We start from the raw sequence: 23625 nt of genomic DNA, 5'->3' as shown, positions 1-23625 counted from the left end.
AAATAAACGTCGTCCCGTATCCGGCCAAGCTCAGAATGCGGGCCTTGTCCCAAGCTTTAGAATTGGAAAAACGGCCATTCGGGATCGAGCCCGAGCAGGATCTGCCCGACCGACTCCAGCTTGCTCGCGTTCGTAAAACCGTGCTGGGTGATGACGTGAACGTCGCGGAAATGCCGCTCAAAGGCATATTCCTCGCGGATGCCCGAAGCGCCGGCGATCTCATGGACCAGGCTTACGGCCTGAGCGCATTCGAGCGTGGCATGGGTCATGGCCAACTGCAGTTTGCCTTTGAGTTTAACAGTGATGGGCCGGCCGGCGACGGCTTCCTGCCAGGCTTCCTCAAAGGCCTCGAAGAAATACGCGCGGCTGGCGCCCAGCTTGGCTTCGGCCTGAGCGAGCCGCGTTTGCACGACGCCGTAATCCTTGAGGGTTTTGGTGCCGAAGGCCGGCGTCTTGTTGATGATGAGCGCTACTGCTTCATCGATGGCCGCGCGCGCGATGCCGAGCGCCGGCGCCACCAGGGCCGCGATCGCCGGCCAGACCGTCAGCCGGTAAAGCGGTCCTTCATAAGCGCTGCCGGGCTTCTCCAACGGTCCCCACGGCGCGGCCCAATGCTCGGGGATGAACGCGTCCCGCATCTCGACATCATGGCTGCCGCTGCCGCGCATGCCCATGGTGTTCCAGTTGTCGACAATCTCGGCCTCGGAAGCGGGCACCGCGATCAGCCGCATCTCGGGCACGCCGTTGGCATCCACGCGCAGCCTGTCGCCGTCATGGATCTGGGCGAAGCCGATAAAGGCCGTGGCGTGATGCGCGCCGCTCACGAATGACGTGCGCCCCGAGATCCGATAACCGCCCGCGACCGGAACGGCCTTGCGCGCGGGATTGAAGGCGCCGACCGGAACCGCGTCGGCATGGAAAATCTCCTGTGCGGCCCGGTCGCCGAACCAGGGCGCGAACATGTCGTGGGCGACGGCGATCTGCAGGTTCCAGCCCGCGGCGCTGTCGATGCGCGAGACTTCCTCGATAATGCGGAGGCCTGAGATCGGATCGAGCTCGAAGCCGCCGAGCACCTTCGGCCGCCACAACCGGTAAAGCCCCGCCTGGTGCATCGCCCTGGCTACGGGCGTGGCCAGTTTTCGCTCTCGTTCGGCTTCCGGGGCGTGCTGCCGGATAATCGGCTCGATTTCTCGGACGGCTCTAAGAAGGGTATCGGATGTGGACATGAAAGTCTCCTGTAACATCATTATCGAATTCAGGCGCCTGAATATGCCGCCTGTCGAAGCCGGATTATAATATAAAAACCATAATCAATTTATGGAATTCTTATATGCTTCGCATAACAATGCACTGACAGACCCAGTCGGAATATCAGGATTTGGCCGTCAATCATGTCCCTGTTTAAGCATAGGATGTATCGACGACAGGAGGCGCACTTGTGCCCTTTAGGGTATCGTTCACCAGCGATGCGCTTCACGTTCGCTCAGCACATCCTATGCAAAATGCCAATTTCAGGAAGTCATTTTCAGCCAAATCATGAGTGACCCGCTGAGGTCACGCACAAGCGGTTTTTATCCCGCTCGCCGCTATTGCGGATATTCGGAGGACAGGCATGTCTGCCTTGCCGGCGCGAATGAATTCGCGAACCCGATCCGGATAGATATCCCTCGCCCAGCCGCCCCGGTTGCTGACTATAAGCGGCAGTCAGTTCTTGATGACGCCGCAAGCTATTCTCGCGCCGCCACCGCCGAGCGGCTCGGGAATATCGGAATAATTGTCGCTGCCGGCATGAATGATCAGCGCGCGGTTTTTAACGTCTTTCAGCTTGAGACGAGGCGCCAATACGGGATACGTTGACTTACCGTCAGGGTCGACGACCAGAACCGGAAGATCGCCGAGATGACCGTCTCCCCAAGGGGTGTCATGGCGCTTGCTGCCTTCGGGATCGTAATGTCCGCCGGCGGCAAGCCCGGCCACGGGTTTGCCGTCTTTATCCTCCGGCAGGCAGCTTGGATGCTCGTGCACGTGGAAGCCATGGGCTCCGGCCGGCAGATTTTCCAGCGTCGGTGTAAATACCAAGCCATAAGGGCTATCGGCAATACTGACGGCACCGATGCGTTTGCCAATGCCGCGCTCGCTGATCAAGTCCATGGGTACGACAAGTTCCACGGCGGATACCGAACCCGCCACGAGGCAGCTCAACAGAAAATACCTGGATGAATGGCGCATGTTGTACTCCTGATGATGGTTAGGATTACAGGTTTGAAGCGGGCGGCTATTATTTAGTTTCACATAATTTACACGCCGGCCTTTTATTTCGGACCATGCTGAGGCCCGGCCGCCCGTTTCACGGCAGCGCCTGCATCCTGAATGACTGTTGCGGCCCCGTGCCTTACAATGCCCGCTCCAAAACAATCTTCAGGACGGATTCAAACAATGACATCTCCGGCAACACACTGGGTAAAAGAAAGCCCATTCGGGATCTGGTTTCTTAATACGGACATGTGGCAGCAACGCGTGCTGAAACGCGCGCTCGATGAGCTGGACAGCTTATTGCCAGCCGACCGGCCCGGCTATGCCGCCATACTGGATATCGGCTGCGGACGCGGCCATGCGTTCAGGATGCTCGACCAGCGCTTCCATCCGGCCGGTATCTGCGCCATTGAGATCGATGAGGCGCTGATCGGCGATGCCGTCCGACAGGCTGAACACTGCAGCAGTCCGGTTACCGTCACGGTCGGCAATGCCGAAGCCCTGCCTTATCCCGACCAGGCATTCGACATGGTCTTCTGCCATCAAAGTTTTCACCATATCGTGCAACATGAGAAAGCTATCGCCGAGTTCTACCGCGTGCTCAAACCCGGTGGCACGTTGTTGTTCGCCGAATCGTGCCGGAAGTTCATTCATTCCTTTTTGATACGCCTGCTGTTTAGGCATCCGATGCACGTGCAGAAAACGTCCGATGAATACATCGCGCTGATCCGGCAGGCCGGCTTCAAGGTCGACCGGAACGCGATATCGACGCCGTATCTGTGGTGGAGCCGACCCGATGTCGGCGCGCTGGAGTGGTTCGGCTTCGGCGTGCCCGAAAACCGCGAGGAAACCTTGTTGAATCTGGTGGCGGTAAAGGGGCTTTAGCGCTGGCTAAAGCCCCTGATCCGGCGCTTATTCCTGCGTGTCGTTGATCAGATCGTAAGTGATATTCGGATTGAAGCCCATGGGCCAGTAGATGGCGGCCGCCGGCGGCCAGAAGATGGAGACGGTGCGGAACTTGGTTCTCAGCTTGCCTTCCTTGATGGTCTTGCCGTCCTGTTCCAGGCGGTAAGGAATGCCGCCGCCGGGCGGCATGCCCGCCGCGGTCCAGAAGAACGGCTTGGTCGTGGCTTCGCCGTTGGCATTGATTTTCAAAGGCTCCGGCCGTTTGTAAACATACAGCTCGGATCCTTCCGGCACCTTGAAATGCCCCGTTGTCGTACAGCCCGTCATGGCCGCCGCCAACGCCAAAACCCCACACACTTTTCTTATCATTGTTATTACTCCCTCTTTGTTACACGTTTAAAAATCAGAGACGTATTTATACCACCAAAAGCGAAATTGTTGCTCATGACGTAATCGCACTCCAGGCGCCGGATAGCGCCCGTTATGTAATCCAGCTCCGCGCATTGGGGATCGATATTGTCCAGATTGGCCGTCGGATGAAACCAGCCCTCGTTCATCATCTGGATGGCCGCCCAGGCTTCCAGCGCGCCGCAGGCGCCCAGCGTATGGCCGGTAAAGCTTTTCATCGAACTGATCGGCGTTTTGCTCCCGAACACGGCCGCCGTGGCGTGGCTCTCGGCGATGTCGCCGTGGTCGGTCGCCGTGCCGTGCGCGCTGATGTAGCCGATGTCGGCAGGTTTCAGCCCGGCATCGCGCAGCGCCAGGCGCATGGCGACCTGCATGCTGTCGCTGTTGGGCTGCGTGACGTGCAGGCCGTCCGAATTGGTGCCGAAGCCGGCCAGTTCGGCATAAATGCGCGCGCCGCGCATGAGCGCATGCTCGTATTCCTCCAGAATCAGCGTGCCGGCGCCCTCGCCGATGACCAGCCCGTCGCGGTCGCGGTCGAAGGGCCTCGGGCTCTTGTCCGGCTTGTCGTTGCTGAGGCTGGTCGCGAACAGCGTGTCGAACACGGCCGCTTCCGAGGCCGACAACTCCTCGGCGCCGCCGGCCACCATCACGGTCTGGTAGCCGTGCCTGATCGCCTCGTAGGCATAGCCGATGCCCTGGCTACCCGAGGTGCAGGCACTGGAGGTCGTATAGACGCGGCCGTTGATGCCGAAGAACAGGCCGATATTGACCGGCGCCGTATGCGCCATCATGCGGATATAGGAGGTGGCGTTGAGGCCGTCGACGGCATGGTTGATCAGCATGTTGCCGAATTCGGCCACCGCCTCGAGGCTGCCGGCCGAGCTGCCGTAGGCGATGCCGGTCTGGCCGCTGCTCAGGCACGGGTCGCCCAAAAGCCCCGCATCGGCCAGCGCCAGCTCGGTCGCGTAAATGGCCAGCAGGGCGATGCGGCCCATGCTGCGCGTCTGCTTCCTCGTATAATGCGCCGGCTTCGTGAATTCGACCGGCGCGCCGAGCCGCGTATTCAAGCCCCGGTATTTTTCCCAGTCGGCCATATGGCGGATGCCCGTGGATTGAGCCTTCAGCCGCGCCGCCACCTGCGACCAGTCATTGCCTATCGGCGAGAGGCCGGCCATGCCGGTCACGACGACCCGCCGCATCAGCACAGACCTCCGTTGACGGCGATGACCTGGCGCGTGACGTAGCCGGCATCGTCCGACATAAGGAATGCCACGGCCGCGGCCACTTCGCGCGGATTGCCGACGCGCCGCGCCGGAATCATTTTCTTGATCTCGTCCAGCGGCAGCTCGCTGACCATTTCCGTATCGATCAGGCCCGGCGCCACGCAGTTGACGGTGATGTCGCGCTTGGCCAGTTCCAGCGCCAGCGCCTTCGTGGCGCCGATGATGCCGGCCTTGGCCGCGCTGTAGTTGACCTGGCCGCGGTTGCCGATCAGCCCCGACACCGACGACAGCGTCACGATGCGGCCCGGCTTGCGCCGTCTGACCATGGGCATGATCACGGGCTGCAGGACATTATAGAAGCCGTCCAGATTGGTATGCACGACGCTGTCCCACTGCTCGCCGGTCAGCGACGGAAAGGCGTTGTCGGCCGTGATGCCGGCATTGCAGACCACGCCGTAATAAGCGCCGAAGGCCTCGATATCGGCATTGATCCGCTCGGCGCACTGCGCCCGGTCGGCGATATCGAACTGCAGAATGCGGGCGGTCCGGCCCAGCCGTTCGATGTCGTTTGCTACGGCCTCGGCCTCGGCGCGCCGGCTGCGGCAATGCAGCACCAGATCGAAGCCGCGCTCGGCCAGATATAAGGCGATGGCTTTGCCGATGCCGCGGCTGGAGCCTGTGACTAGAATCGTTTTATTCATTGATATTACGTAAGAGCTAGGAAATTTTTACCACGAAGGTCACGAAGAACACGAAGGTTTAAAGGACAAAACGTTTAATGCCGTTTTTTAGCAAGACTTCATTAAAATTGATCAATAGGCCGACATTTAAACGAGTCAAACGCATATATGTCAGAATTTGTGCATCATGAATTTTTTGCAGTTTATCAATACTTTTCAGCTCAACAATAAGCTTGTCTTCAATCATAAAATCCAACCGATATCCACAATCCAGATCAACGCCTTTGTAGTGTACAGGTAAAGGTTTTTGCCTGACAAAAGAAAGTCCCGCCGTATTTAATTCATGCGCCAAACATTGCTCATAAGCCGATTCCAGCAGGCCTGGACCTAATGTTTTATGTACTTCAATAGCACAACCAATAACCCGATTCGATAGTCCATCAAATTTCATTTCTTCACGTCCTTCGTGTACTTCGTGACCTTCGTGGTTAAATACTCAGGTCAGTTATTCATAATCATAACTGTATGTCATCAAGCGGTGGTTGGTAAACATTCAGATTGGCGGTCATCTCGATGCCTTCGCCCGCAATCCGGCACTCGAAAGCGCCTAGTTTTTCGTCCTGCATGATCTTGTCGACACGCACGGTCAGCAATGTGCCGACCCTGAATTCGGCGACGTTGCCGCTGTAGCGCCGCGTGCCCAGCAGGAAGCCGAGCCGGATCGGCTCGCCGGCGAGCCTGGCTTTCATGCCGGCATAGGCGCCGATGGTCTGCGCCATGTATTCGATGCCGACCCAGGCCGGCACGGTTTTGCCGTCGCCGAACAGGCCGGCGCGCACGACCAGTTCGGCCGACAGGCTGTTATCGTCGAAAGCGGTCACGCGGTCCAGCAGGATCATCGGGCCCGTGTGCGGGATCAGTTCGGCAATAGCGGGGAATACATTCATGAGGCGTTTAAAGTTGTAGGGTACGCAGTGCGTACCTTCTCAGAGTCATGGTGAATCGGCAAATTTCGAAAAAGGTATGCGATGCATACCCTACAAAGCGCATTGTCCAGCGGTGTGGGGGCGACTTCGCCTGGAGCGCCTACTTTTGGCAGTCGCCCAGGGCGATTAAAATCGCCCCCACAAATGTTTTCATGACCGATCATGCCCTGCCCACCACTATCGATAAGTTATTGCCGCCGAACGCGAACGAGTTGCTCTGGCAGGTCTCGATGCGCCGACCCAGGCGTTCGCCTTTTTTTACCAGATGCAGCGGCGCCAGTTCGGGATCGGGCTCGTCGTCGCTGACGTTCGGGATCAGGGCGCCTTCGCTACCGGCGGTCAGCAGCAGCCAGCAGAAGCCCAGTTCCAGCGAGGCGGCCGCGCCCAGCGTGTGGCCGGTCATGCCCTTGTTGGAACTGACCGCCAGCTCCGGCCCGAATACGGCGTTCACGGCCGCGCTTTCCATGGCGTCGTTCAGTACCGTGGCGGTTCCGTGCAGGTTCAGGTAATCGATGTCATCGGGCGTTCTGCCGGCATCGGCCAGGGCCAGCCGCATGGCTTTGATCACGGCCGTGCCGGCCGGGTCCGGCGCCGAAAAGTGGTAGGCGTCGCTGGTCGCGCCGATGCCCAGCAGGGCTACGGGGCCGGGCTGCCGGCTCAGCACGAACAGGCTGGCCGCCTCGCCGATGTTGATGCCGTCGCGATGCCGGCCGAACGGCTTGCAGTAGCCGGTGCTGATCGATTCCAGCGCGGCGAAGCCGTTGACGGTCAGGCCGCACAGGGTATCCGCGCCGCCGACGATGACCGCGTCGCAAAGGTTCAGATTGAGCAGGCGGCGCGCCGAGGCGAAGGCCTTGCCGCTGGATGAGCAGGCCGTGGAGATCGTGTAGGCCGGTCCGGTCAGGTTCAGGTAAAACGCCAGAAAGTCGGCGCCGGCGCCCATCTGCTGCTGCTTGTAATGGAACCCGTCAGGCAGGGCGCCGGTTTGCGCTACCGAAGCCAGCGCCTGCTCGGTGCTTAAAACGCCCGACGTGCTGGTGCCGACGACGACGCCGATGCGATCACGCCCAAATGAAGCAATCATCGCCTCGACGGTCGGCCGGATCTGTTCCAGAGCCGCCAGCAGCAGCTGGTTGTTGCGGCAGCGGTAAACGCTGTATTCAGGCGCGATCCCGGGCAATTCGCTGTCGATGCGGCCGACGATGGCCGCGCGCCCGGGGCTGAACTGGTCGGTCATCACCAGTCCCGAGCGGTCGCCCTCGATGAGCCGCCTGCCGACCTCGGCTTTGGAACTGCCGAGCGCGCACAAGAGGCCTAAATCATTCAGGTAATACGTCATAACTGAGAGTCTTGATGTGCAAGCGATAACGGTATTGATGGTGGGTCAGCTCGACGTCCCGGGGCCATGGGATATCGGGCGACAAATAGCGGATTTCAACTTTCTTATCATCTTGACGGTACAACATACGATGGCCCGGACCGGTTTCCAGTCGCCAGCCGGCCGGCAGTATTTTTTTCAGTTCGGCCAGAGGCCAGTATACCAGCTGCAGATCGGCCATGATAAATTCCGGCGCCACGGCAGCGGGCAGCAGCGGGCTTTTGTCGGCTGTCAGGGTACGGCCGTCATAGCTTAAACTGAACAGACTCAAGCCTTCATGCGTCAAGCCGGCCATGGCGATATGGCGAGCGTCCAGCTCCAGCACGCAGAGCAAAGTTTCCTGCCGGTCCGCCCAAGTGGCCGTCAACTGCTGCACAATATGCCGCGCCGGTCCCATTGGCGGCGCGAGCGGCAGAACGGCCGGCTGTCCGGCCGTGTCTTGATGCTGTGTTACCGCGCACCCGGCCAGCAAGGCCAGCATCATGAACACGGCCGCAAAAACGGACGGCCTGCGGGCCAGGGTCAATCCGGTCATTCCCTGTCGCCGCGACAAAATGCCGCCAGCGTATCGAGCCTTGAACGGGCGTTTTTGACGTAAGGGTTGTTTTCGTCCCAGGCGTAACCGGCCAGTATCGAGCAAATCATCGCCTTGACTTCGGGCCGCTGTTTGTCGTGGAAGATCACGTCCTGAAACCGGCTGTCGTACCAGGCGTCGACGAACACGCGGAAGGTGTCGACGCCGCGCTGCAGGGGTCTGGCGTAATCGGCCTGCCAGTCGACCGCCTCGCCTTTGAACTGGCGGTCCAGCACCGCGGCGGCCAGGCTGGCCGACTTCATGGCGATCGTGACGCCGGACGAGAATACCGGGTCCAGGAATTCGCCGGCATTGCCCAGCAGGGCGTAACCCTTGCCGTACAGGCTTCTGACGTTGGCCGAATAGCCGGTGATGGTGTTCACGGGGCTGTCGAATTCGGCCTTGCTTAACAGTTCGGTCAGGCTTGGGTCCTGACTCACGATCTGCCGCAGCGCGGTCTTGTTGTCGCCGGGCAGCGAATCGAAAAATGCCTGCCGGGCCACGACCCCCAGACTGCTGCGGCCGTTGCTGAACGGTATCAGCCAGTACCAGACATCCTCATGCTCGGGATGCACGGTAATGCGGATCTTGTTGCGGTCGAAGCGGGCGCCGGCCCCGATGCGGTCTTCGACATGCGTGAACAGCGCCTGCCGGACCGGAAAGCCCGAAGGCGACTCCAGATCCAGCAGCTTCGGCAGGATGCGTCCGAAGCCGCTGGCATCGAGCACGAAATCGGCTTCGCAGATCAGCGATTCGCCCGCCGCATCGCGCACGGCCAATTTCGGCCTGTCCGCCGAGAAATCGGCCGCCAGCACTTCCTGCTGCCAGCGTATCTCGACGCCCATGCGTTCGGCTTCCTGCGCCAGCAGCCCGTCGAAGGCCCCGCGCTGCACCTGGAAGGTGGTGCCGATGCCGGCGGTGAACTTGTTCTCGAAGGAAAAATCGGTGTATTTGCGGCCGCGCACGAACGAGGCGCCGTCCTTGTACTGGAAGCCGGCATTGACGACGGCGTCCAGCATGCCGGCCTCCTTGATGAATTCCATGCATTGCGGCAGCAGGCTTTCGCCGATGCTGAAGCGCGGGAACAGGCTGCGCTCCAGAATCGTGACCCGGTAGCCCTTGTTCGTCAGCAGGGCGCCGGCAATACTGCCCGAAGGACCGGCGCCGATAATGATGACGTGATGACAGCTATTGTTGTTTTTTATGCCGGGATCTTTTTGCTGATCCAAGGGCGCCGCTAACGACATGAATGAATGACCGCAAGATAATAAAGGCGCCAATAATAACATGAATAAGCGCTTCGGAATGAAGGGTATTGGCTATAGAATACGCCCTCCACAAGCCCGAACCGTTACCTTTCATGTCCTGTTATATCTGTCCAGTCTGCGGCGAACCGCTGGAGGCGTCCGCCACGCGCAAAAGCTATCAATGCCCGAAACGGCACAGCTTCGATTTGGCCCGCGAAGGCTACCTGAATCTTTTGCCGGTCCAGCACAAGCACTCGAGCGAGCCCGGCGACAGCAAGGCGATGATGCAGGCCAGGCGGGCATTCCTGGAAGCCGGCTTTTACCAGCCCCTGGCCCGGGCCGTCGCGGCCATGATCGCCGCCGGCAAGCCGGAACGCGTTTTGGATTTAGGCTGCGGCGAAGGCTATTACAGCCGGTTTATCGAAGCCCATTGCCTTGATGTTGCCGTGCACGGCCTCGACATCGCCAAAACCGCCGTCGCCATGGCGGCCAAAAAACAGCCCGGCGCCCGCTTTATCGTCGCCAGCTCGCAGCGCCTGCCTTATGCCGATCACTATTTCGATCTGTTGTTGAGAGTTTTCGCGCCCTCGAATGATGAGGAACTGAAGCGGGTACTGAAGCCTGACGGCCTGTTGCTGACGGTGACGCCGGGTCCGCGCCACCTGTGGCAGCTGAAGGAATTCATCTACAGCGAGGTCAGGGCGCACGCCGCTTCCGGCGAGTTGCCGCCCGGCTTCGAGTGTCTGACGACGGAGCGGCTCCATTACAAGATCACGCCGGATGGCGAACAACGCATCGCGTTGCTGCAGATGACGCCTTTTGCCTGGCGGGCGCCGGACCCTGTCCGGCAGGCTATCAAGGAGGCGCCCGAACTCGAAATAGAAGCCGATTTTGTGCTGACCCTGGCGAAAAAAACGGCCATTGCCTGATTACCTGCATTAATCGCTTCTTAACCCGGCAATAATTATATAATGCCCGGCTACTGTTATTATCTTGAGAATTAAGGCTCTTTATTTATGGACATAGGGTATATCGCTTCAGGCTTGCTGGTTGGCACATTAGTCGGTTTAACCGGCGTCGGAGGCGGCTCGCTGATGACGCCGCTGCTGGTGTTCCTGTTTAATTTTGCTCCGCAGACGGCGATCGGCACGGATTTGTTGTTCGCGGCCATTACCAAGACCGGCGGCGTACTGGTGCACCATAACAAGCATCAGTCGGTCGAGTGGAAAATCGTCGGATTGCTGGCGCTGGGCAGCCTGCCTGCCGCCTTGACGGTGATTTATCTGCTGACCTATGTGGTCGAAAAGGATAACGGTGTTACGCAGCTGATGACCACGACGCTGGGCGTGGCACTGATTTTAACGGCGATCTCGCTGATTTTCCGCAGCGTCTTTACCCGCAAAAGCCAGGAACACGAAATAGCCCTGCAGCGCAAGACCCATCATGAGCGCTTCGGCCGCTGGCAGAATCCGTTAACGGTCCTGACCGGCCTGATCCTGGGCGCGCTGGTCACGCTGACCTCGGTCGGCGCCGGCGCCCTGGGCACGGTGACCCTGCTGTTCCTGTACCCGCGCCTGGCGACCGTGCGCATTGTCGGCACCGATCTGGCGCACGCGATTCCGCTGACGGCCGTCGCCGGGCTCGGGCATATGCATATGGGCAATGTCGATCTGGTATTGCTCGGCAGCCTGCTGGTCGGCTCCCTGCCCGGCATTTACGTCGGCAGCTATTTCAGCGCCAAGATTCCGGAAAGGGTGCTAAGGCCGGTACTGGCGAGTCTTTTGATCCTAATCGGCATGAAGTTTGTTTTGTAGTGATATAGGGCAGTTTAAGTCGCCTTTGGACGGATCAGCCGTAGGATACGCACTCCGTACGAGGCTGTAAAAGTATTCAGCCTATAGGATGCGCTTAAATAAACCACGAAGAACACAGAGAACACGAAGAATAAAACGGATAAAACTTCGTGCTCTTCGTGTCCTTCGTGGTTAAATCCTTTAAATTGAATACTTTCACAGCCCTGTAGGGTACGAGACTGTGAAAGAATTAGTGAAAAACGTCATAAAAAGCCTTATTCACCACGAAGATCACGAAGGACACGAAGGACACGAAGAAAAAAATCAAGTTAATCGAAAACTTAAAACTTCGTGCTCTTCGTGTCCTTCGTGGTTAAATCTTTTAAATTGAATACTTTCACAGTCTCGTGCGCACCGCGTACCATTTTCAAAATTCTTGGCGAGTCAGACTTTCAAGAAGGTACGCAGTGCGTACCCTACAATTGAATGGGGGCTTGTATTCGATCAGGGGCGACTGAAGTCGCCCCCACCCTTCAATCAATCATAAGAATAGTGCTTCTTGAGCGCTTTCCTGACTTCCCAGGTGCAGGACAGGCCGGCCGGGAAAACCACCAGATCGCCGGCGCCGAAGTGCACCGGCTCGCCGCCGTCGTCGGGCGTGATCACGCACTCGCCTTCGAGAATGTAGGCCGTTTCCTGGTCATCGAAATCAAACGGGAATACCGGCACTTCTTTCGACCAGGTCGGCCAGCTCGAAACACCCAGTTCTTCCAGGCGGGCCGCATCGGGGTTATGTTCAATAACAACTTTACTCATGTTTTTAATCCTTGGTTGCACAGCGCGTGCGCGGTTGGAAAAAGGATCAGCCAGCGTTTGGGCTTTCTGTCCGGAGGCGGCATGGTAAACGGTTTGGGCGCGGGCGGCCAGCGCTTTGTCTTGGCATCGGCCGCTCGCTATTGTCGCGTGCGCTTGAGACCTACCAGCGGCGCCAGCAGCAAGGCCGTCAGAATGCCCGCCGCGACGGTAAAGCCGAAGGCATGGACGATGGCCGTGGAGCTGACCGCCAGCAGGCCGAAGGACAATAAGGTCGTGATGGCCGACAGGGTGACGGCCAGCGCGGTGCTGGAGCGCTTATCCCCGGCCAGAAAGAAGAAGATGCCGTAGTCCACGCCGATGCCCAGCACCAGCAGCAGCGCGAACAGATTGAACAGGCTGAACAGCTGGTCGAACCAGCCCAGCATGGCCAGAGAGACGGCCGTGGCCAGCACCGGCACGGCCATGATCGTCAGCGCGTTGCGCCAGCCGAACTTGCATCCCAGCCCTATCAGCACGATGCCGTAAGCGGCGACCAGCAGGATGCTGGCACTGGCCCGGTAGCGTTCGAACAGCGACGAAAGCTGGCTGGCCTGGTCCACCCAGCGCACGCCCGGCAAGCCGTCTAGCTGCGACAGGGCATCCAGATCCTTGATGCCGCTCAGCGATACCGTGCTCACGCAGCGGCCGGCATCGCAGCCCAGCCAATGCATTTTGCGCGCCTCGTCGGCGCCGTCCAGCCATTCGGCCAGGCCGATGCTGTTATTTTCGGCGATTTTAAACCGCTGCTGTTCCTCGGCAATGGCATGCCGGTCAAATCCCAGTTCCGCCATGTAGCGTTGCAGCAGGCCGGTCTCATGGAACGTCCGCTTCAGCAGGCGGTAATTGGCAAACTGCGTGTCCGGTGCGGGCCAGTAGCGGCTGAGCCCGTCGAACGATGCCAGCGTCCGCTGTTGTTTCTGGGCTTCGAGGCGCTGCAGCAGGGCCTGCTCGTTCCGGTGCCAGTCCTGAGGATCTGTTCCGGCCACCAGGAAAAACTGGCTGTCGGCTCTGACGGGCAGCAGTTGCCGGATTTTATGGTCGGCCGCCAAGCGTTCGGCGGAGGCCGACTGCAGCAGGCGCACGTCGTCGCGCGGCGTCAGCTGCCAGAGCCCGCCCGCGATCGCCACGATCGCAACCGGCGCGAGCCAGGCACGGTTTCTCAGCAGCCAGGCCGGCCAGTGCTGTTGCCAGTAGCTGGTCAACCGCAGCATGGCCGGCTTGTGGGCGGGCTTGAAGCCCGTCAGCAGCAGCGGGAACAGCAGGACCACGGTGGCCCAGGCGCCGATCAGGCCGATGACCGAGAAAAACGCGATCTCGCGCAGGAGCGGAAACGGCGGCACGCCCAGGCTGGCATAACTGATCAGGCTGGTCGCCAGATCCAGCGTGATGCCCAGCAGGATGAAGTTCAGGCCTTTCGCGGGCGTCCAGTCCGCCGAACTGAAGCTGTTGCAGAAGTAATGCAGCGCATAGTCGATGCCGACGCCGATCAGGCTGGCGCCGAACACCAGCGTCAGGATATGGATCTTGCCGAACACCAGGATGCTGATGACCAGCGCCGCAAATGTGCTGGCCGCTATCCCGACGCAGGACAGCAGCAGCGGCCGGACGCCGCGGAAAGTCAGCAGCAACAGCAGGATGCCGAGCGTGGAACCGATGCTGACGATGGCGATCTCGCGCTGGGCGCTATGCGAGCCCTCGGCCGTGAACAGCGGCATGCCGGTCGAGAGCAGTTCGCCGCCGGCCGCCTCGATCGGGTCTTTGGCCTCGTTCACAAGTTGCCGCAGCACCTCCAGGTTGTCCAGAGGCAGCCTGTTGTCGGCCATATCGGCGATCAGCAGCGCCCAGAAGCGCTCGCCGTCCCGCACGACCGCCACACCCTGCACCAGCGTGAACCGGCCCGGATTCTGGGCGTTGAAATAGCGGCTGAACAACAGCAGCGGGTCGCGTTCGAGATTCGCCGCCTCCAGCTGTCCGACCGGGCTGTAAAGGATTTCCAGATTGCGGCCGATCAATGCCTCGGGCTGATCCTGCAAAATACGGCGCGTCTGCGCATCGAGCAGCTGGTAACGGTAGGCGAACAGTTGCCGGTAGCGTTCGGCAAACGCCTGCTGATCCACCTGCAGCCGGACAGCCTTGAACAGGCCGCTTCGCTCGAACCGCTCCTTAAGCTGATTGGCATGGGCGACAGCCTGCGGCGCCGAGTCCGCGCCGGTCAGGCAGATGATCTTGCCGTTGATGAGCTCGTTGTGCTGGCGCACGGCCCGGGCGATTTCGGGTTGCTGCTCGGTGGCCGGCAACAGCGCCAGAAAGCCCGTTTCCAGCCAGTCCGCCGTTAGCACGCGGCTGCCGGCAACGCCCAGCGCCAGCAAACCCAGCAGCCAGGCGAACGCGGCAACTCTAGGGTGATAAATGCGCAAAATCGGCTTCTTCACCCACGGCTAGCCGGTCGGGATGGCTGATGTTCTGAAAGCGCAGCGTGCTGCTGTTGCCGTTGGTTTCGAAGATTTCCAGCAGGCGCAGTTCATGGTCGCCGGACAGCTGCATGCGGCTGATGACTTTTTTCAGCATCTCGTCCCTGGGCACAAGACTGACCTGCCAGCTCGTTTTTCTGACCGCTCCGGTGATCTCGAAGGCCGCGGCCAGTTGCGCCAGATCCGCGCCCAGCATGGCCTGGAACACCTTGCCGAACGCCGCCGGCACAGGCTGCTCGCCCTGCGCCGTCCACAGGCGCGTATCGCTGATCAGCAGCAGCGACGGCACGGGCGACAGGGTTTTCCAGGCGATGCCGCGGCTTTTGTCATAGATAAACGTGCCGTTCGAAACGAGCGGCTTGCGCAGCACTTTCAGCTGCTTGGTCTGCTCGAAAGCGCCGCGCGTGATCGCGGACCTGGTCAGGCGGGCCTGGATCTGGTCGAGCAGTTCATCGGCCATGCCGACGCTGGCCGTTAACAGAAATAGCACTAAGGCCTTCAAATAAATCACGAAACCTCCACGCCCAGCTTCTCAAGCAGAATGCCCGGCGATTCAAGACACAACTCGTCCCTAGTCAGATTGACGGCTACCTGGACACTGTAGCCCTTGGTCAGCCTGTCGCCGGTTTCCTTGTCGGCGATCAGATAATTAATTTTCAGCCGGTTCTCCCACTCGACGATCTCCGCGTGCACGGTGATGACTTGCTCGAAAGCGGCCGGCTTGATATAGCGCATGCGCAGATCGATCACCGGCCACACATAGCCCGAATCGCGCATCTGCCGGTAGTTGTAGCCGATCTTGTCCAGCAGGGCGCAGCGCGCGATCTCGAAATACCGGACGTAATGGCCGTGCCAGACGATTTCCATCATGTCGACGTCGTGGAAGGGGATTTTCAGGTCGATCGAGGTTTGGTGGCGGGGAATGGTCATGCCAGCCTGTCCAGTAACCCGGCCAAATCCGGCAATTCATAGTTGATCATTTAGTGTTCTTCATTTTCACTTGTTCTGTCAGAGCGGGCAATGTAACCGTCATCTAACGGCAACATCAATATTCCTCGCTCTGGTTTGATAATTCAGTCTCTAAAAATGAGCAGATTATAAAGCTATTTGCCTGTTCTATACGGCTTTATTACATCGTTCTCACACTTCGGCGTGGGAACGATAGCTCAGGAGTTGGCCTGCTTGAAATGCATGTGCTTGACCCAGGCGGCGCTGGCGGCGCCCACCACGATATAGGCGTAATTGACGAACAGGCCGGACAATGTGCCGGGGTTGTGTTCGAGCGCATCGCGCAGGCCCGGCGTTACGGCGACAGTCCAGACAACGCAGGGAATCAGGAAAGACAGGAAACCCAATACGGCCGAGGACAAGGGATTTTTGCCGGTCGCTTCGGCGCTTTTGTAAAACCAGTAGGTGATGAGTAAAGCGGTAACGGTGCCTGCCATAATGAAATTCCGTAAGTTGACGTTGCTAATAGCGCCACAGTATCAAATTGCCCTCTTCCGCTCAAGCGTGATGCCTTCATCCGGCCTTACCGTTGCAATCGTTCCGCCACTATATCGCCGAGGTACAGAAAGCCGTTGACGCTCAAATGCGTGTCGTTAGGCTTGTAGAAATCCTTGATCAGTTTGCTTTGCCGTATGAATAACTCGCTTAAATTCGGGGCTGATAATTCCGGATACTGGGCTAAGGTATTCCAGATGGTTATCGATGGATTTTCATTTAAATAAACCGTGGATTTATCCGGCACGATAAGCCAGAGAGGCTGAATGCCCACTTTAAGCAGGCTGCTGTTGATAGTCAGGACATTGTTTATTGAATCGAACAGTGGTTTCTTGAAATCATCATTGAAGAACAATCCATAATTGCATAGCTTATTGGTAAATAAGCGGCAACCGTCCATGGCAACGACCCGCGCATCATCGAAGATGAAAAAATCGTCAGACTGGCGTAAATAAGCGAGTTTGATTTTGTTGATCAGCGCCTTGAGCATCCACTCGCCGCCGATGGGATTTTTAATCGATGACATCAGCGAATGCGTACGAGTAACTGGCGGAGAAGGTAGGGTATATATTTTTACCTCGATATCGTCATGCTTTTTGCAAAGGGAACGCATACGCTCCTGGAAAGCACGCTCGATGCTTTCAATTACCACATAGCGGCCTTTGAATCCGGCATGGCGCAAGGCATCGCCAATGTTCTCGCAGGGTTTAAGCTGATCCCAATGGATGTCGCTATGTTTTAAATTCATTGAGCGTAACCGGCTTTGCCAAAGCATATTTCCAGAAAACGAATCGCCGATCACGAACACGTCCGCATCAGTCAAGGCATCGCTTTTTAGCCGGGCTTCGGGGACAAGCGGTTGAGGCTGATTCCAGCCAAAATCCTTTTCCGGCAAATGCCCTATTCTGGTCAGATCGCCCTCCAGCGGTTCGAAATACCATTCCGCAATCCATAACATCAATATGATGAGGCTGAGAGGTATGATCAGGATCAGGCTGTATTTCCTAAAGTTAAACGTCTGCGCGAGAGGATTCATTGCTTAAAACTGGAAGTATAAAAAAGGCGACTGTTTCGATAAGTTAATCAGCGTAAAAAAGCCCAGAATCAAAATCGATAAGGCGTGTAATAACGACGGCTGCCAATGGATGGAATCCGGTTTTCTGATTGCCACATTGGGCGCGGTTAAAACCACCTGATGACTAGCCATGATTTGCGCTATATTGGGCAGCTTGAAGACAATGAACATGGTGAAAATCAATGTCTCAATGGCTTTTTCCGTTTTAAGGCCGGTCAATGTCATAACGCCATCAAAATGGAAGCCGAAATTTTCCAGCTCATGGCTGAATTCAAATCGGCCCAATTTATTGGACAAGGAACAGCCGTTTAACCCCATCATGCCATTGATCATCTGCATGGCCGTTTCAACGCTGTCGGCACGAAAGAATACCCAGCCGACAACGACGGCCAGAAAAGTGCCTATTCCGGATGCAAGACGGGCTTTTTTGCCGCCACCATGCCAGCCGTTATAGGCCTTCAGCTCACGCCAGGCATGATTGATCAGCAGGTACAAACCGTGCAACCCGCCCCAGATAACAAACGTCCAGCCCGCTCCATGCCACAGCCCGCCGAGCAGCATGGTAATCATCAAATTCAGATAACGCTGGGCATGGCCATGGCGATTGCCGCCCAATGGAATATAGAGGTAATCGCGTAAAAAGCGCGACAGCGTGATATGCCAGCAGCGCCAGAATTCAATAATGCTGGTGGCCTTGTAGGGGGAATTGAAATTGATCGGCAGACGCACGTTGAACAGCAGCGACAAGCCGATCGCCATGTCCGAATACGCCGAGAAATCAAAATACAATTGCAGCGAATAAGATAACGCGCCTATCCACGCTTCAAAGAACAACGGCTGACCGCCTTCCTGGACAGCTGCAAAAACAGGTGTGGCAAAATCGGCCAGCGAGTCGGCCATGAATATTTTCTTTGCGAGCCCCAGCAGAAAAACAGTGAGGCCCGTTGCGATATTTTCCCAGTTGATCCGGCAGATATCGGGCCTGGCAAATTGCGGCATCATTTCCTTATGATGCAATACGGGGCCGGCGATTAAATGCGGGAAATAAGTCACGAACAGTATATAGCGAATGAAATTATATTCTTTCGCCTTGCCCTGATAAGCATCCACCAGGAAAGCAATTTGCGTGAAGGTAAAAAATGAAATACCCAGCGGTAATAAAATATCATCGATTAATAGCGGGGTATTGATCAGGCTATTTATATTTTCAATAAAGAAGTTGGCATACTTGAAATAGCCCAACAATATTAAATTGCTAATAATGCCGCCGGTTAATATCAATTTTGATTGGCCGGGTGCTAGGAAATACTTATCTCTAATTAAATAACCGGCACTGTAATTAAAGGCGATGGAGCACAGCAGCAGCCCAACAAAACGCACATCCCACCAACCGTAAAAAAACAGTGAGGCCACAGCAAGCCATGACAGGGCTAAATTGTGGCTGTGTTTGCCGATGTAATAAAAACCGCAAACGGCAATGGGAAGGAATATGAAAATAAAAAAGTATGAGTTAAATAACATGAATAAAGCTGCAATCTATATTGGTGAGAATGCAGCCCGCCTGCATGACCCACTGCCAGTATTTAAGCAGTATATTCTAACTCATACTGGGCCGCAGGGTGACTTGAAGGCATAAACCGCCACGCCTCCAACCTTCATCCGGCTATTTTGCGCGCATCGTGACTCTGGAGCGTGGGAATGCTAATCTCAGGCGGTAAAGCCCGGACTTAATTTTTCAGCCATAAAAGTTTTCCGGGAACTCGGATCGCCAGCCAACGGACAGAAGTAGTGTTTCTCTTTACCAAACCTAATTGATGAAAAAGGGTGCCACCGTGCACGATACTAATCCCCAAGACCTGCCGGACTGGATCATGAAAGCGCTGGACTCCGCCAGCTGCGGCATCACCGTGGCCGACGCAAGACAGGCCGATACGCCCTTGATCTACGTGAACCGGGCGTTTGAAGTCATGACCGGCTACTCGAGGGACGAGATTCTGGAGCGGAACTGCCGGTTCCTTCGGGGCGAGGACCATGACCAGTCCGATCTGGACATCCTGCGCCAAGCGATGGACGAGGGCCGGGAAACGACGGTCGTGCTCAGGAATTACCGCAAGGACGGCACGTTCTTCTGGAACGAACTGCGCCTGGCCCCGGTTTTCGACGACCAGGGCCGGCTCACCCATTACATAGGCATCCAGACCGATGTGACGGCGCAAAAGGAAGCCCAGGCCGAAGTGCAAAGGCAAGCCCGGCAGTTCCACAAATTCCTCGAAGCCATCCCTTCCGGTATCGTGGTTCTGGATGCGCAGAGCCGGATCTTCTTTGCCAACCGGGCGGCCAGCGCCATTACCGGAAAAACACTCGAGCCGGGCAGCGTAATTGAAAATCTGGTGGATTATTTCCAGGTGACCCTGGCCGGCACCGACAGGCCTTATCCGCTTGAAGCCTTGCCGACCACGCGGGCGCTGGCGGGGGAAACGGTGGCCGTGAGCGACATAGAGATCCGGCGCGACGGCCGCCACATCCCCCTCCATGTCAGCGCCTCTCCGATACATAACCAGCAAGGCGACATCAGCCACGCGGTTGCGGTTTTCGCCGATATTTCCGAGATCCGGGAAAAGGAAAACCGGCTGAAAGATGAAGAAGCCCGCCATCGCGCCCTTCTGGATAGCTCGCTCGACGCCATCATCACCATTAATGCCTCCGGCATCATTCAATCCATCAACCCCGCGACGGAGCATATCTTCGGCTACCGTCCGGAAGAACTGCTGGGCCATAACGTCAGATTGCTGATGCCGGAGCCGCATCGCAGCCTGCATGACCGCTACCTTGAAAACTACCTGAAAACCGGCCGGGCCAAAATGATCGGGGAGGCGCGGGAAATCTCGGCGCTAAGGAAAGACGGCACCGTATTCCCTATCGATCTCACCGTCACCGAGGTGAAACTCCCCCAGGGCAGCCTGTTCAAGGGCATCGTGCGCGACATCTCCAAGCGCAAGGAAGCCGAGGCGCTGGCTGCGCGTACGCTGGCCAAACTCAAGAAAAGCCAGGAAAACCTGCTGACTCTGCTCAACCAGTTCCGGGTCGGCACCGTGATGCTGGACGCCGATCATCGCGTGGAGTTTGTCAGCGAATCCTGCGGGCAATTCGCCGGCATCGACCGCGGCACGGCCGTCGGCCGCCCCTGGGATCAGGTGCTGCCTTTCGGGATGCCGTCGAAAATACAACTGCAGCGGCTGCTGGACCTCCCGCCCGCCGAGCGCTACCGCATCACCCTGCACTGGCAGTGCGCGGACCGGAAAGCCTGCTGGGTGGAATGCGACGTGCGCGACGACCCGCAGGCGCCCGACCGCCACATTCTGCTGCTCTACGACGTTACCGAAATCCATCAGCTGCGGCAGACCATCGACGAGAGCCGCTACGGCCGGATGCTCGGCAACAGCGACTCCATGCGGGAGCTGTACCAGCTCATCGAGGATGTGGCGCGCGGCGACTGGACGGTATTGATCGAGGGCGAAACCGGGGTCGGCAAGGAACTGGTCGCCCACAGCATCCATGCCGCCAGCCCGCGCAAGGACGGGCCGTTCATCGCCGTCAACTCGGCAGGGCTGAGCGAATCGCTGCTGGCCAGCCAGCTTTTCGGCCACCGCAAGGGCGCGTTTACGGGCGCGGTCGCGGACCAGGAGGGTTTTTTCGAGGCCGCGCACGGCGGCACCCTGTTTCTGGACGAGATCGGCGATCTGCCCCTGAGCATGCAGGCCAGCCTGTTGCGCGTGCTGCAGGAAAAGGAAATCACCCGTCTCGGTGAAACCCGGATACGCAAGGTCGATGTGCGGATACTGGCGGCGACGCACAAGAATCTGGCCGAAGAGGCCCGCGCAGGCCGCTTCCGCGAGGACCTGCTCTATCGCCTGCGCGTGGCGCGGCTTTATGTGCCGGCCCTGCGCGAGCGCAAGGCCGACATCCCGCTGCTGGTCGAGTCCTTCCTCTGCCAGAGCTATCACTTTTCCAGCCGGGCCCAGCCCCGGTTCGGCGCCGAAGCTTTGCAATGCCTGATGAATTACGACTGGCCGGGCAATGTGCGCGAGCTGAAAGCCTGCGTGGATTATGCGGTCATCCACAGCAAAGGCGAATGCATCAACCCTCAGGATCTGCCGCCCGAATTCAGCCGGACCACCGCGTCCGCCGTTGCAGAACCCGAGCCGATGATCGTCGGGGAAGACGAGCGGGGGCGCATCCTGGCCGCTTTGGAAAAAACTCGCGGCAACCGTATGCAAGCCGCAAAAATGCTCGGCATCAGTCGGGCCACGTTCTACCGGCGTCTGACAGAACTGGACATTTCTCCGGATCGATAAGCCAGCCCCGGCCATGCCGGGTGATTTCCAGCCATTATCCGGCACGGTCCGGCGCGCAGATTCGGTCATCTTCCGCTATTGTCTCAATACTGTCTCACAGGCAGCTCATGAAACATCGGAGAGACAGTCGACCTGTATCACCCGTTTGACAAAGCTGTCCCCAAATCTTTTCTCATGCACACCCATCCCATTGTTATTTATATTGTTTTGATAATTTTTCCTCAATTGGCCCGGCAGTTGCTCTATAGCTCCTGGAGACCTGGAGAATCATCGGCCTATAACCGGCCTCATCGACCGGCAATCAAATCAATCAGATAAATTTTTAGCTTTTGAGGCAACGAGAATGAAAAAACAACTTGCAATCGTATCGATAGCATCAGCTCTGGCTATGGGCATCAGTGGTCTTGCGATGGCTACGGGCCCTGATTACTATACAAACACTCAGATCCCTACCGGCAATGCCGCTTCCGAGTGCTCCGCGCTCGGCTCGTTGATCGGCAAAGAATTCACGTATTCGTTGAAATGGAATGAGGGAGCGGGCGAAGGCGCACCGAGTCAGACTGAAACCGCCAATTTCCCGGAGCACAGCAATACTATCACCGTCTCAAACTCCATCCTGGAAGAGGACGAATACAAAGCGTTCGACTGGAGTTCCGATCCGAACGGTATCGGCGCCGTGCTGGTCAAGGCCAGCCAGGGTTACAACGTCTATACCTATGACCCGCAGGCCAGGGGCGACAGCGGTCTTTATGCGCCCGATAACAAGGGCATCAGCCATGTAACCTTCTGCTGGAACAAGGAAGAGACCGGGTTCAGCGAGTGGTGCTCGCCCGGCTACTGGCGGCAAGAACAGCATCTGGATGCCTGGGAAGCGACCGGCATCACGCCTGAAGACAATTTCTTCAGCAAACTGGGCTACTACCCCAAACTGAGCAACCAGGGCGTGAAAGCCGGCGCCACTTCGGACCCGACGCTGTGGCAGGTGTTGCAGTCTCCGCAATACTATGGCGGCGACGCTTTCAATGCCGTGGGCGACTTGCTGAGCAAAGCGCATCCGGACGTGAGCTTCACCGGCGAGCGCGTCGAGGACAGCTGCCCGCTTTAATCCATCATCGGTCGGCAAACGGGTCGGACAATCCGATCCGGTTGAATTGAAGCCCGCCCGGCGTCAACGTCGGGCGGGCTTTTTTTTCAACTGTTGGGCATGGCATCAATCAGGCGAGGATTAGGAATGGGCATAAAATAACTTCCTCAAGTAGTCGAAGGATTTTCCGGTGTAAGCGCTGAATTATTTATGCCCTATGGGGTATTGTGCCCTTCAGGGTATCCGCGCAGTGCGAATACCCTGAAGGGCACAAGTGAATTCGCACCTACAATTTTCTGATTTATTCCATGCTCATTACTTAGGATTTGGCCGTAAATAATGTCCCTGTTTAAACATAGGATGCGCCGACGACAGGAGGCGCATCGTTCGCGAGCGATGCGCTTCACTGCGCCGCCTGGAGCGCCTACTTTTGGTCAGCACATCCTATGCAAGATTCCAGTTTCAGGAAGTCATCTTTAGCCAAATCCTTAGTCTTTGGCTTTCATCCGGCTTTTGCACCGTTCATAACCCGCCTGCCGCAACATGCCGATCTCCAGGCCCCATTGCTGAAAATCCGCGATTCGAATGCTTGGCATTAAAAATACCCGAACTGTCTCGCGACTGTCTCATGAGACAGTCGCGAGACAGTCATTTTGTCTTATTTGCCCGTTAAAATTCTGCCCTATCTTTGTCCGGAAAAACGTATCTTTTTGTTATTACAGCTATTTTTTATTTTTGTTAAATTGGCACGGGAGTTGCTTTATTTAGTCAGGCAAAAAAAGATCCTGAGAGGCCTCGACCAGAAACAGCCTTAACGGATCATTATTCATCAAC

General features: G+C 57.6%; 23 protein-coding genes. 6 read left to right on the top strand and 17 right to left on the bottom strand.

The annotated features are described in order from the left end of the window. Window positions 1–56: 56 nt before the first annotated feature. Entirely contained in the window at window positions 57–1226 is a 1170-nt protein-coding gene (locus METMA_RS0109550) for an acyl-CoA dehydrogenase family protein (protein ID WP_198014490.1), read from the bottom strand. A 478-nt stretch (window positions 1227–1704) separates the two neighbouring features. Beyond that, window positions 1705–2229, bottom strand: a complete 525-nt coding sequence (gene sodC / locus METMA_RS0109545) for a superoxide dismutase family protein (RefSeq protein WP_020158865.1) — start codon at window positions 2227–2229, stop codon at window positions 1705–1707. 207 nt (window positions 2230–2436) lie between these two features. On the opposite strand from sodC, the gene METMA_RS0109540 reads away from it, so the two are divergent. Next, the gene (locus METMA_RS0109540) at window positions 2437–3138 is read left to right on the top strand and encodes a class I SAM-dependent methyltransferase (RefSeq protein ID WP_040590484.1); all 702 of its coding nucleotides are present in this window, start codon (window positions 2437–2439) and stop codon (window positions 3136–3138) included. 27 nt (window positions 3139–3165) lie between these two features. On the opposite strand, the gene METMA_RS0109535 is transcribed toward METMA_RS0109540, so the two are convergent. From METMA_RS0109535 to METMA_RS0109500, 8 genes are all read right to left on the bottom strand, one after another. After that, on the bottom strand, window positions 3166–3528 hold the full coding sequence (locus tag METMA_RS0109535) for a hypothetical protein (protein WP_027147189.1): 363 nt from the start codon (window positions 3526–3528) through the stop codon (window positions 3166–3168). Window positions 3529–3533: 5 nt separating this feature from the next. Further along, on the bottom strand, window positions 3534–4766 hold the full coding sequence (locus METMA_RS0109530; RefSeq protein WP_020158861.1) for a beta-ketoacyl-ACP synthase: 1233 nt from the start codon (window positions 4764–4766) through the stop codon (window positions 3534–3536). Then, window positions 4766–5491, bottom strand: a complete 726-nt coding sequence (fabG, locus tag METMA_RS0109525; protein WP_020158860.1) for a 3-oxoacyl-ACP reductase FabG — start codon at window positions 5489–5491, stop codon at window positions 4766–4768. Before fabG ends, METMA_RS0109530 begins: the two co-directional genes overlap by 1 nt. A 58-nt stretch (window positions 5492–5549) precedes the next feature. Further along, window positions 5550–5921: a GxxExxY protein gene (locus METMA_RS0109520; RefSeq protein WP_020158859.1), complete on the bottom strand. Its 372-nt coding sequence runs from the start codon at window positions 5919–5921 to the stop codon at window positions 5550–5552. Between the two features lie 64 nt (window positions 5922–5985). Further along, on the bottom strand, window positions 5986–6417 hold the full coding sequence (locus METMA_RS0109515) for an ApeP family dehydratase (RefSeq protein WP_020158858.1): 432 nt from the start codon (window positions 6415–6417) through the stop codon (window positions 5986–5988). Window positions 6418–6616: 199 nt separating this feature from the next. Next, entirely contained in the window at window positions 6617–7795 is a 1179-nt protein-coding gene (locus METMA_RS0109510) for a beta-ketoacyl-[acyl-carrier-protein] synthase family protein (RefSeq protein ID WP_020158857.1), read from the bottom strand. Further along, entirely contained in the window at window positions 7776–8369 is a 594-nt protein-coding gene (locus METMA_RS0109505) for a DUF3261 domain-containing protein (protein ID WP_020158856.1), read from the bottom strand. Before METMA_RS0109505 ends, METMA_RS0109510 begins: the two co-directional genes overlap by 20 nt. Continuing rightward, entirely contained in the window at window positions 8366–9655 is a 1290-nt protein-coding gene (locus METMA_RS0109500) for an NAD(P)/FAD-dependent oxidoreductase (protein WP_156830479.1), read from the bottom strand. Before METMA_RS0109500 ends, METMA_RS0109505 begins: the two co-directional genes overlap by 4 nt. A gap of 68 nt (window positions 9656–9723) precedes the next feature. Here METMA_RS0109500 and rlmA point away from each other — a divergent pair, with 68 nt between their 5' ends. Then, complete coding sequence (rlmA, locus tag METMA_RS0109495; protein WP_232216340.1) at window positions 9724–10584, top strand: 23S rRNA (guanine(745)-N(1))-methyltransferase; 861 nt, start codon at window positions 9724–9726, stop codon at window positions 10582–10584. A gap of 87 nt (window positions 10585–10671) precedes the next feature. Next, window positions 10672–11469, top strand: coding sequence for a sulfite exporter TauE/SafE family protein (locus tag METMA_RS0109490; RefSeq protein WP_020158853.1), 798 nt, complete (start codon window positions 10672–10674; stop codon window positions 11467–11469). Between the two features lie 516 nt (window positions 11470–11985). On the opposite strand, the gene METMA_RS0109485 is transcribed toward METMA_RS0109490, so the two are convergent. The 7 genes from METMA_RS0109485 to METMA_RS0109455 all read right to left on the bottom strand — a co-directional run bounded on the left by METMA_RS0109485 (window position 11986) and on the right by METMA_RS0109455 (window position 18873). Then, a complete protein-coding gene (locus METMA_RS0109485) occupies window positions 11986–12264 on the bottom strand; it encodes a cupin domain-containing protein (RefSeq protein ID WP_020158852.1) in 279 nt (92 codons plus the stop codon). Window positions 12265–12401: 137 nt separating this feature from the next. Then, complete coding sequence (locus METMA_RS0109480; protein WP_020158851.1) at window positions 12402–14735, bottom strand: MMPL family transporter; 2334 nt, start codon at window positions 14733–14735, stop codon at window positions 12402–12404. Further along, the gene (locus METMA_RS0109475; protein WP_020158850.1) at window positions 14701–15285 is read right to left on the bottom strand and encodes a LolA family protein; all 585 of its coding nucleotides are present in this window, start codon (window positions 15283–15285) and stop codon (window positions 14701–14703) included. The genes METMA_RS0109480 and METMA_RS0109475 overlap by 35 nt, the downstream gene beginning before the upstream one ends. After that, window positions 15282–15704: an acyl-CoA thioesterase gene (locus METMA_RS0109470; RefSeq protein WP_020158849.1), complete on the bottom strand. Its 423-nt coding sequence runs from the start codon at window positions 15702–15704 to the stop codon at window positions 15282–15284. The genes METMA_RS0109475 and METMA_RS0109470 overlap by 4 nt, the downstream gene beginning before the upstream one ends. A 236-nt stretch (window positions 15705–15940) precedes the next feature. Next, the gene (locus METMA_RS0109465) at window positions 15941–16219 is read right to left on the bottom strand and encodes a hypothetical protein (RefSeq protein ID WP_020158848.1); all 279 of its coding nucleotides are present in this window, start codon (window positions 16217–16219) and stop codon (window positions 15941–15943) included. A gap of 86 nt (window positions 16220–16305) precedes the next feature. Then, complete coding sequence (locus tag METMA_RS0109460) at window positions 16306–17313, bottom strand: hypothetical protein (protein ID WP_020158847.1); 1008 nt, start codon at window positions 17311–17313, stop codon at window positions 16306–16308. Window positions 17314–17316: 3 nt separating this feature from the next. Further along, window positions 17317–18873, bottom strand: coding sequence for an MBOAT family O-acyltransferase (locus tag METMA_RS0109455; RefSeq protein WP_020158846.1), 1557 nt, complete (start codon window positions 18871–18873; stop codon window positions 17317–17319). Between METMA_RS0109455 and METMA_RS27480 the strand changes: the two genes are divergently transcribed. The 3 genes from METMA_RS27480 (at window position 18842) to METMA_RS0109440 (ending at window position 22812) form a co-directional block, all read left to right on the top strand. Further along, window positions 18842–18988: a hypothetical protein gene (locus tag METMA_RS27480; RefSeq protein WP_198014732.1), complete on the top strand. Its 147-nt coding sequence runs from the start codon at window positions 18842–18844 to the stop codon at window positions 18986–18988. The genes METMA_RS0109455 and METMA_RS27480 overlap by 32 nt on opposite strands. 178 nt (window positions 18989–19166) lie before the next feature. Next, on the top strand, window positions 19167–21707 hold the full coding sequence (locus METMA_RS0109445; protein ID WP_020158844.1) for a PAS domain S-box protein: 2541 nt from the start codon (window positions 19167–19169) through the stop codon (window positions 21705–21707). A gap of 343 nt (window positions 21708–22050) precedes the next feature. Continuing rightward, window positions 22051–22812 carry a hypothetical protein gene (locus tag METMA_RS0109440; protein ID WP_020158843.1) on the top strand — a complete coding sequence of 254 codons (762 nt, stop codon included), beginning with the start codon at window positions 22051–22053 and terminating at the stop codon, window positions 22810–22812. The last annotated feature ends 813 nt before the right edge of the window (window positions 22813–23625 follow it).

Origin of the sequence: Methylobacter marinus A45 (genome assembly GCF_000383855.1) — a bacterium.
In the GTDB taxonomy this organism is placed as follows: domain Bacteria; phylum Pseudomonadota; class Gammaproteobacteria; order Methylococcales; family Methylomonadaceae; genus Methylobacter; species Methylobacter marinus.
Note: the sequence above shows the minus strand (reverse complement) of the source record. Positions and strands in the feature narration are given on the sequence as shown.

Bases quoted from the DNA above. Each gene is read 5' to 3' on its own strand.
- METMA_RS0109550 (WP_198014490.1), bottom strand. From the start codon at position 1,226: ATGTCCACATCCGATACCCTTCTTAGAGCCGTCCGAGAAATCGAGCCG.
- sodC (WP_020158865.1), bottom strand. From the start codon at position 2,229: ATGCGCCATTCATCCAGGTATTTTCTGTTGAGCTGCCTCGTGGCGGGT.
- METMA_RS0109540 (WP_040590484.1), top strand. From the start codon at position 2,437: ATGACATCTCCGGCAACACACTGGGTAAAAGAAAGCCCATTCGGGATC.
- METMA_RS0109535 (WP_027147189.1), bottom strand. From the start codon at position 3,528: ATGATAAGAAAAGTGTGTGGGGTTTTGGCGTTGGCGGCGGCCATGACG.
- METMA_RS0109530 (WP_020158861.1), bottom strand. From the start codon at position 4,766: ATGCGGCGGGTCGTCGTGACCGGCATGGCCGGCCTCTCGCCGATAGGC.
- fabG (WP_020158860.1), bottom strand. From the start codon at position 5,491: ATGAATAAAACGATTCTAGTCACAGGCTCCAGCCGCGGCATCGGCAAA.
- METMA_RS0109520 (WP_020158859.1), bottom strand. From the start codon at position 5,921: ATGAAATTTGATGGACTATCGAATCGGGTTATTGGTTGTGCTATTGAA.
- METMA_RS0109515 (WP_020158858.1), bottom strand. From the start codon at position 6,417: ATGAATGTATTCCCCGCTATTGCCGAACTGATCCCGCACACGGGCCCG.
- METMA_RS0109510 (WP_020158857.1), bottom strand. From the start codon at position 7,795: ATGACGTATTACCTGAATGATTTAGGCCTCTTGTGCGCGCTCGGCAGT.
- METMA_RS0109505 (WP_020158856.1), bottom strand. From the start codon at position 8,369: ATGACCGGATTGACCCTGGCCCGCAGGCCGTCCGTTTTTGCGGCCGTG.
- METMA_RS0109500 (WP_156830479.1), bottom strand. From the start codon at position 9,655: ATGTCGTTAGCGGCGCCCTTGGATCAGCAAAAAGATCCCGGCATAAAA.
- METMA_RS0109490 (WP_020158853.1), top strand. From the start codon at position 10,672: ATGGACATAGGGTATATCGCTTCAGGCTTGCTGGTTGGCACATTAGTC.
- METMA_RS0109485 (WP_020158852.1), bottom strand. From the start codon at position 12,264: ATGAGTAAAGTTGTTATTGAACATAACCCCGATGCGGCCCGCCTGGAA.
- METMA_RS0109470 (WP_020158849.1), bottom strand. From the start codon at position 15,704: ATGACCATTCCCCGCCACCAAACCTCGATCGACCTGAAAATCCCCTTC.
- METMA_RS0109465 (WP_020158848.1), bottom strand. From the start codon at position 16,219: ATGGCAGGCACCGTTACCGCTTTACTCATCACCTACTGGTTTTACAAA.
- METMA_RS0109460 (WP_020158847.1), bottom strand. From the start codon at position 17,313: ATGAATCCTCTCGCGCAGACGTTTAACTTTAGGAAATACAGCCTGATC.
- METMA_RS27480 (WP_198014732.1), top strand. From the start codon at position 18,842: ATGAAAATAAAAAAGTATGAGTTAAATAACATGAATAAAGCTGCAATC.
- METMA_RS0109455 (WP_020158846.1), bottom strand. From the start codon at position 18,873: ATGTTATTTAACTCATACTTTTTTATTTTCATATTCCTTCCCATTGCC.
- METMA_RS0109445 (WP_020158844.1), top strand. From the start codon at position 19,167: ATGAAAAAGGGTGCCACCGTGCACGATACTAATCCCCAAGACCTGCCG.
- METMA_RS0109440 (WP_020158843.1), top strand. From the start codon at position 22,051: ATGAAAAAACAACTTGCAATCGTATCGATAGCATCAGCTCTGGCTATG.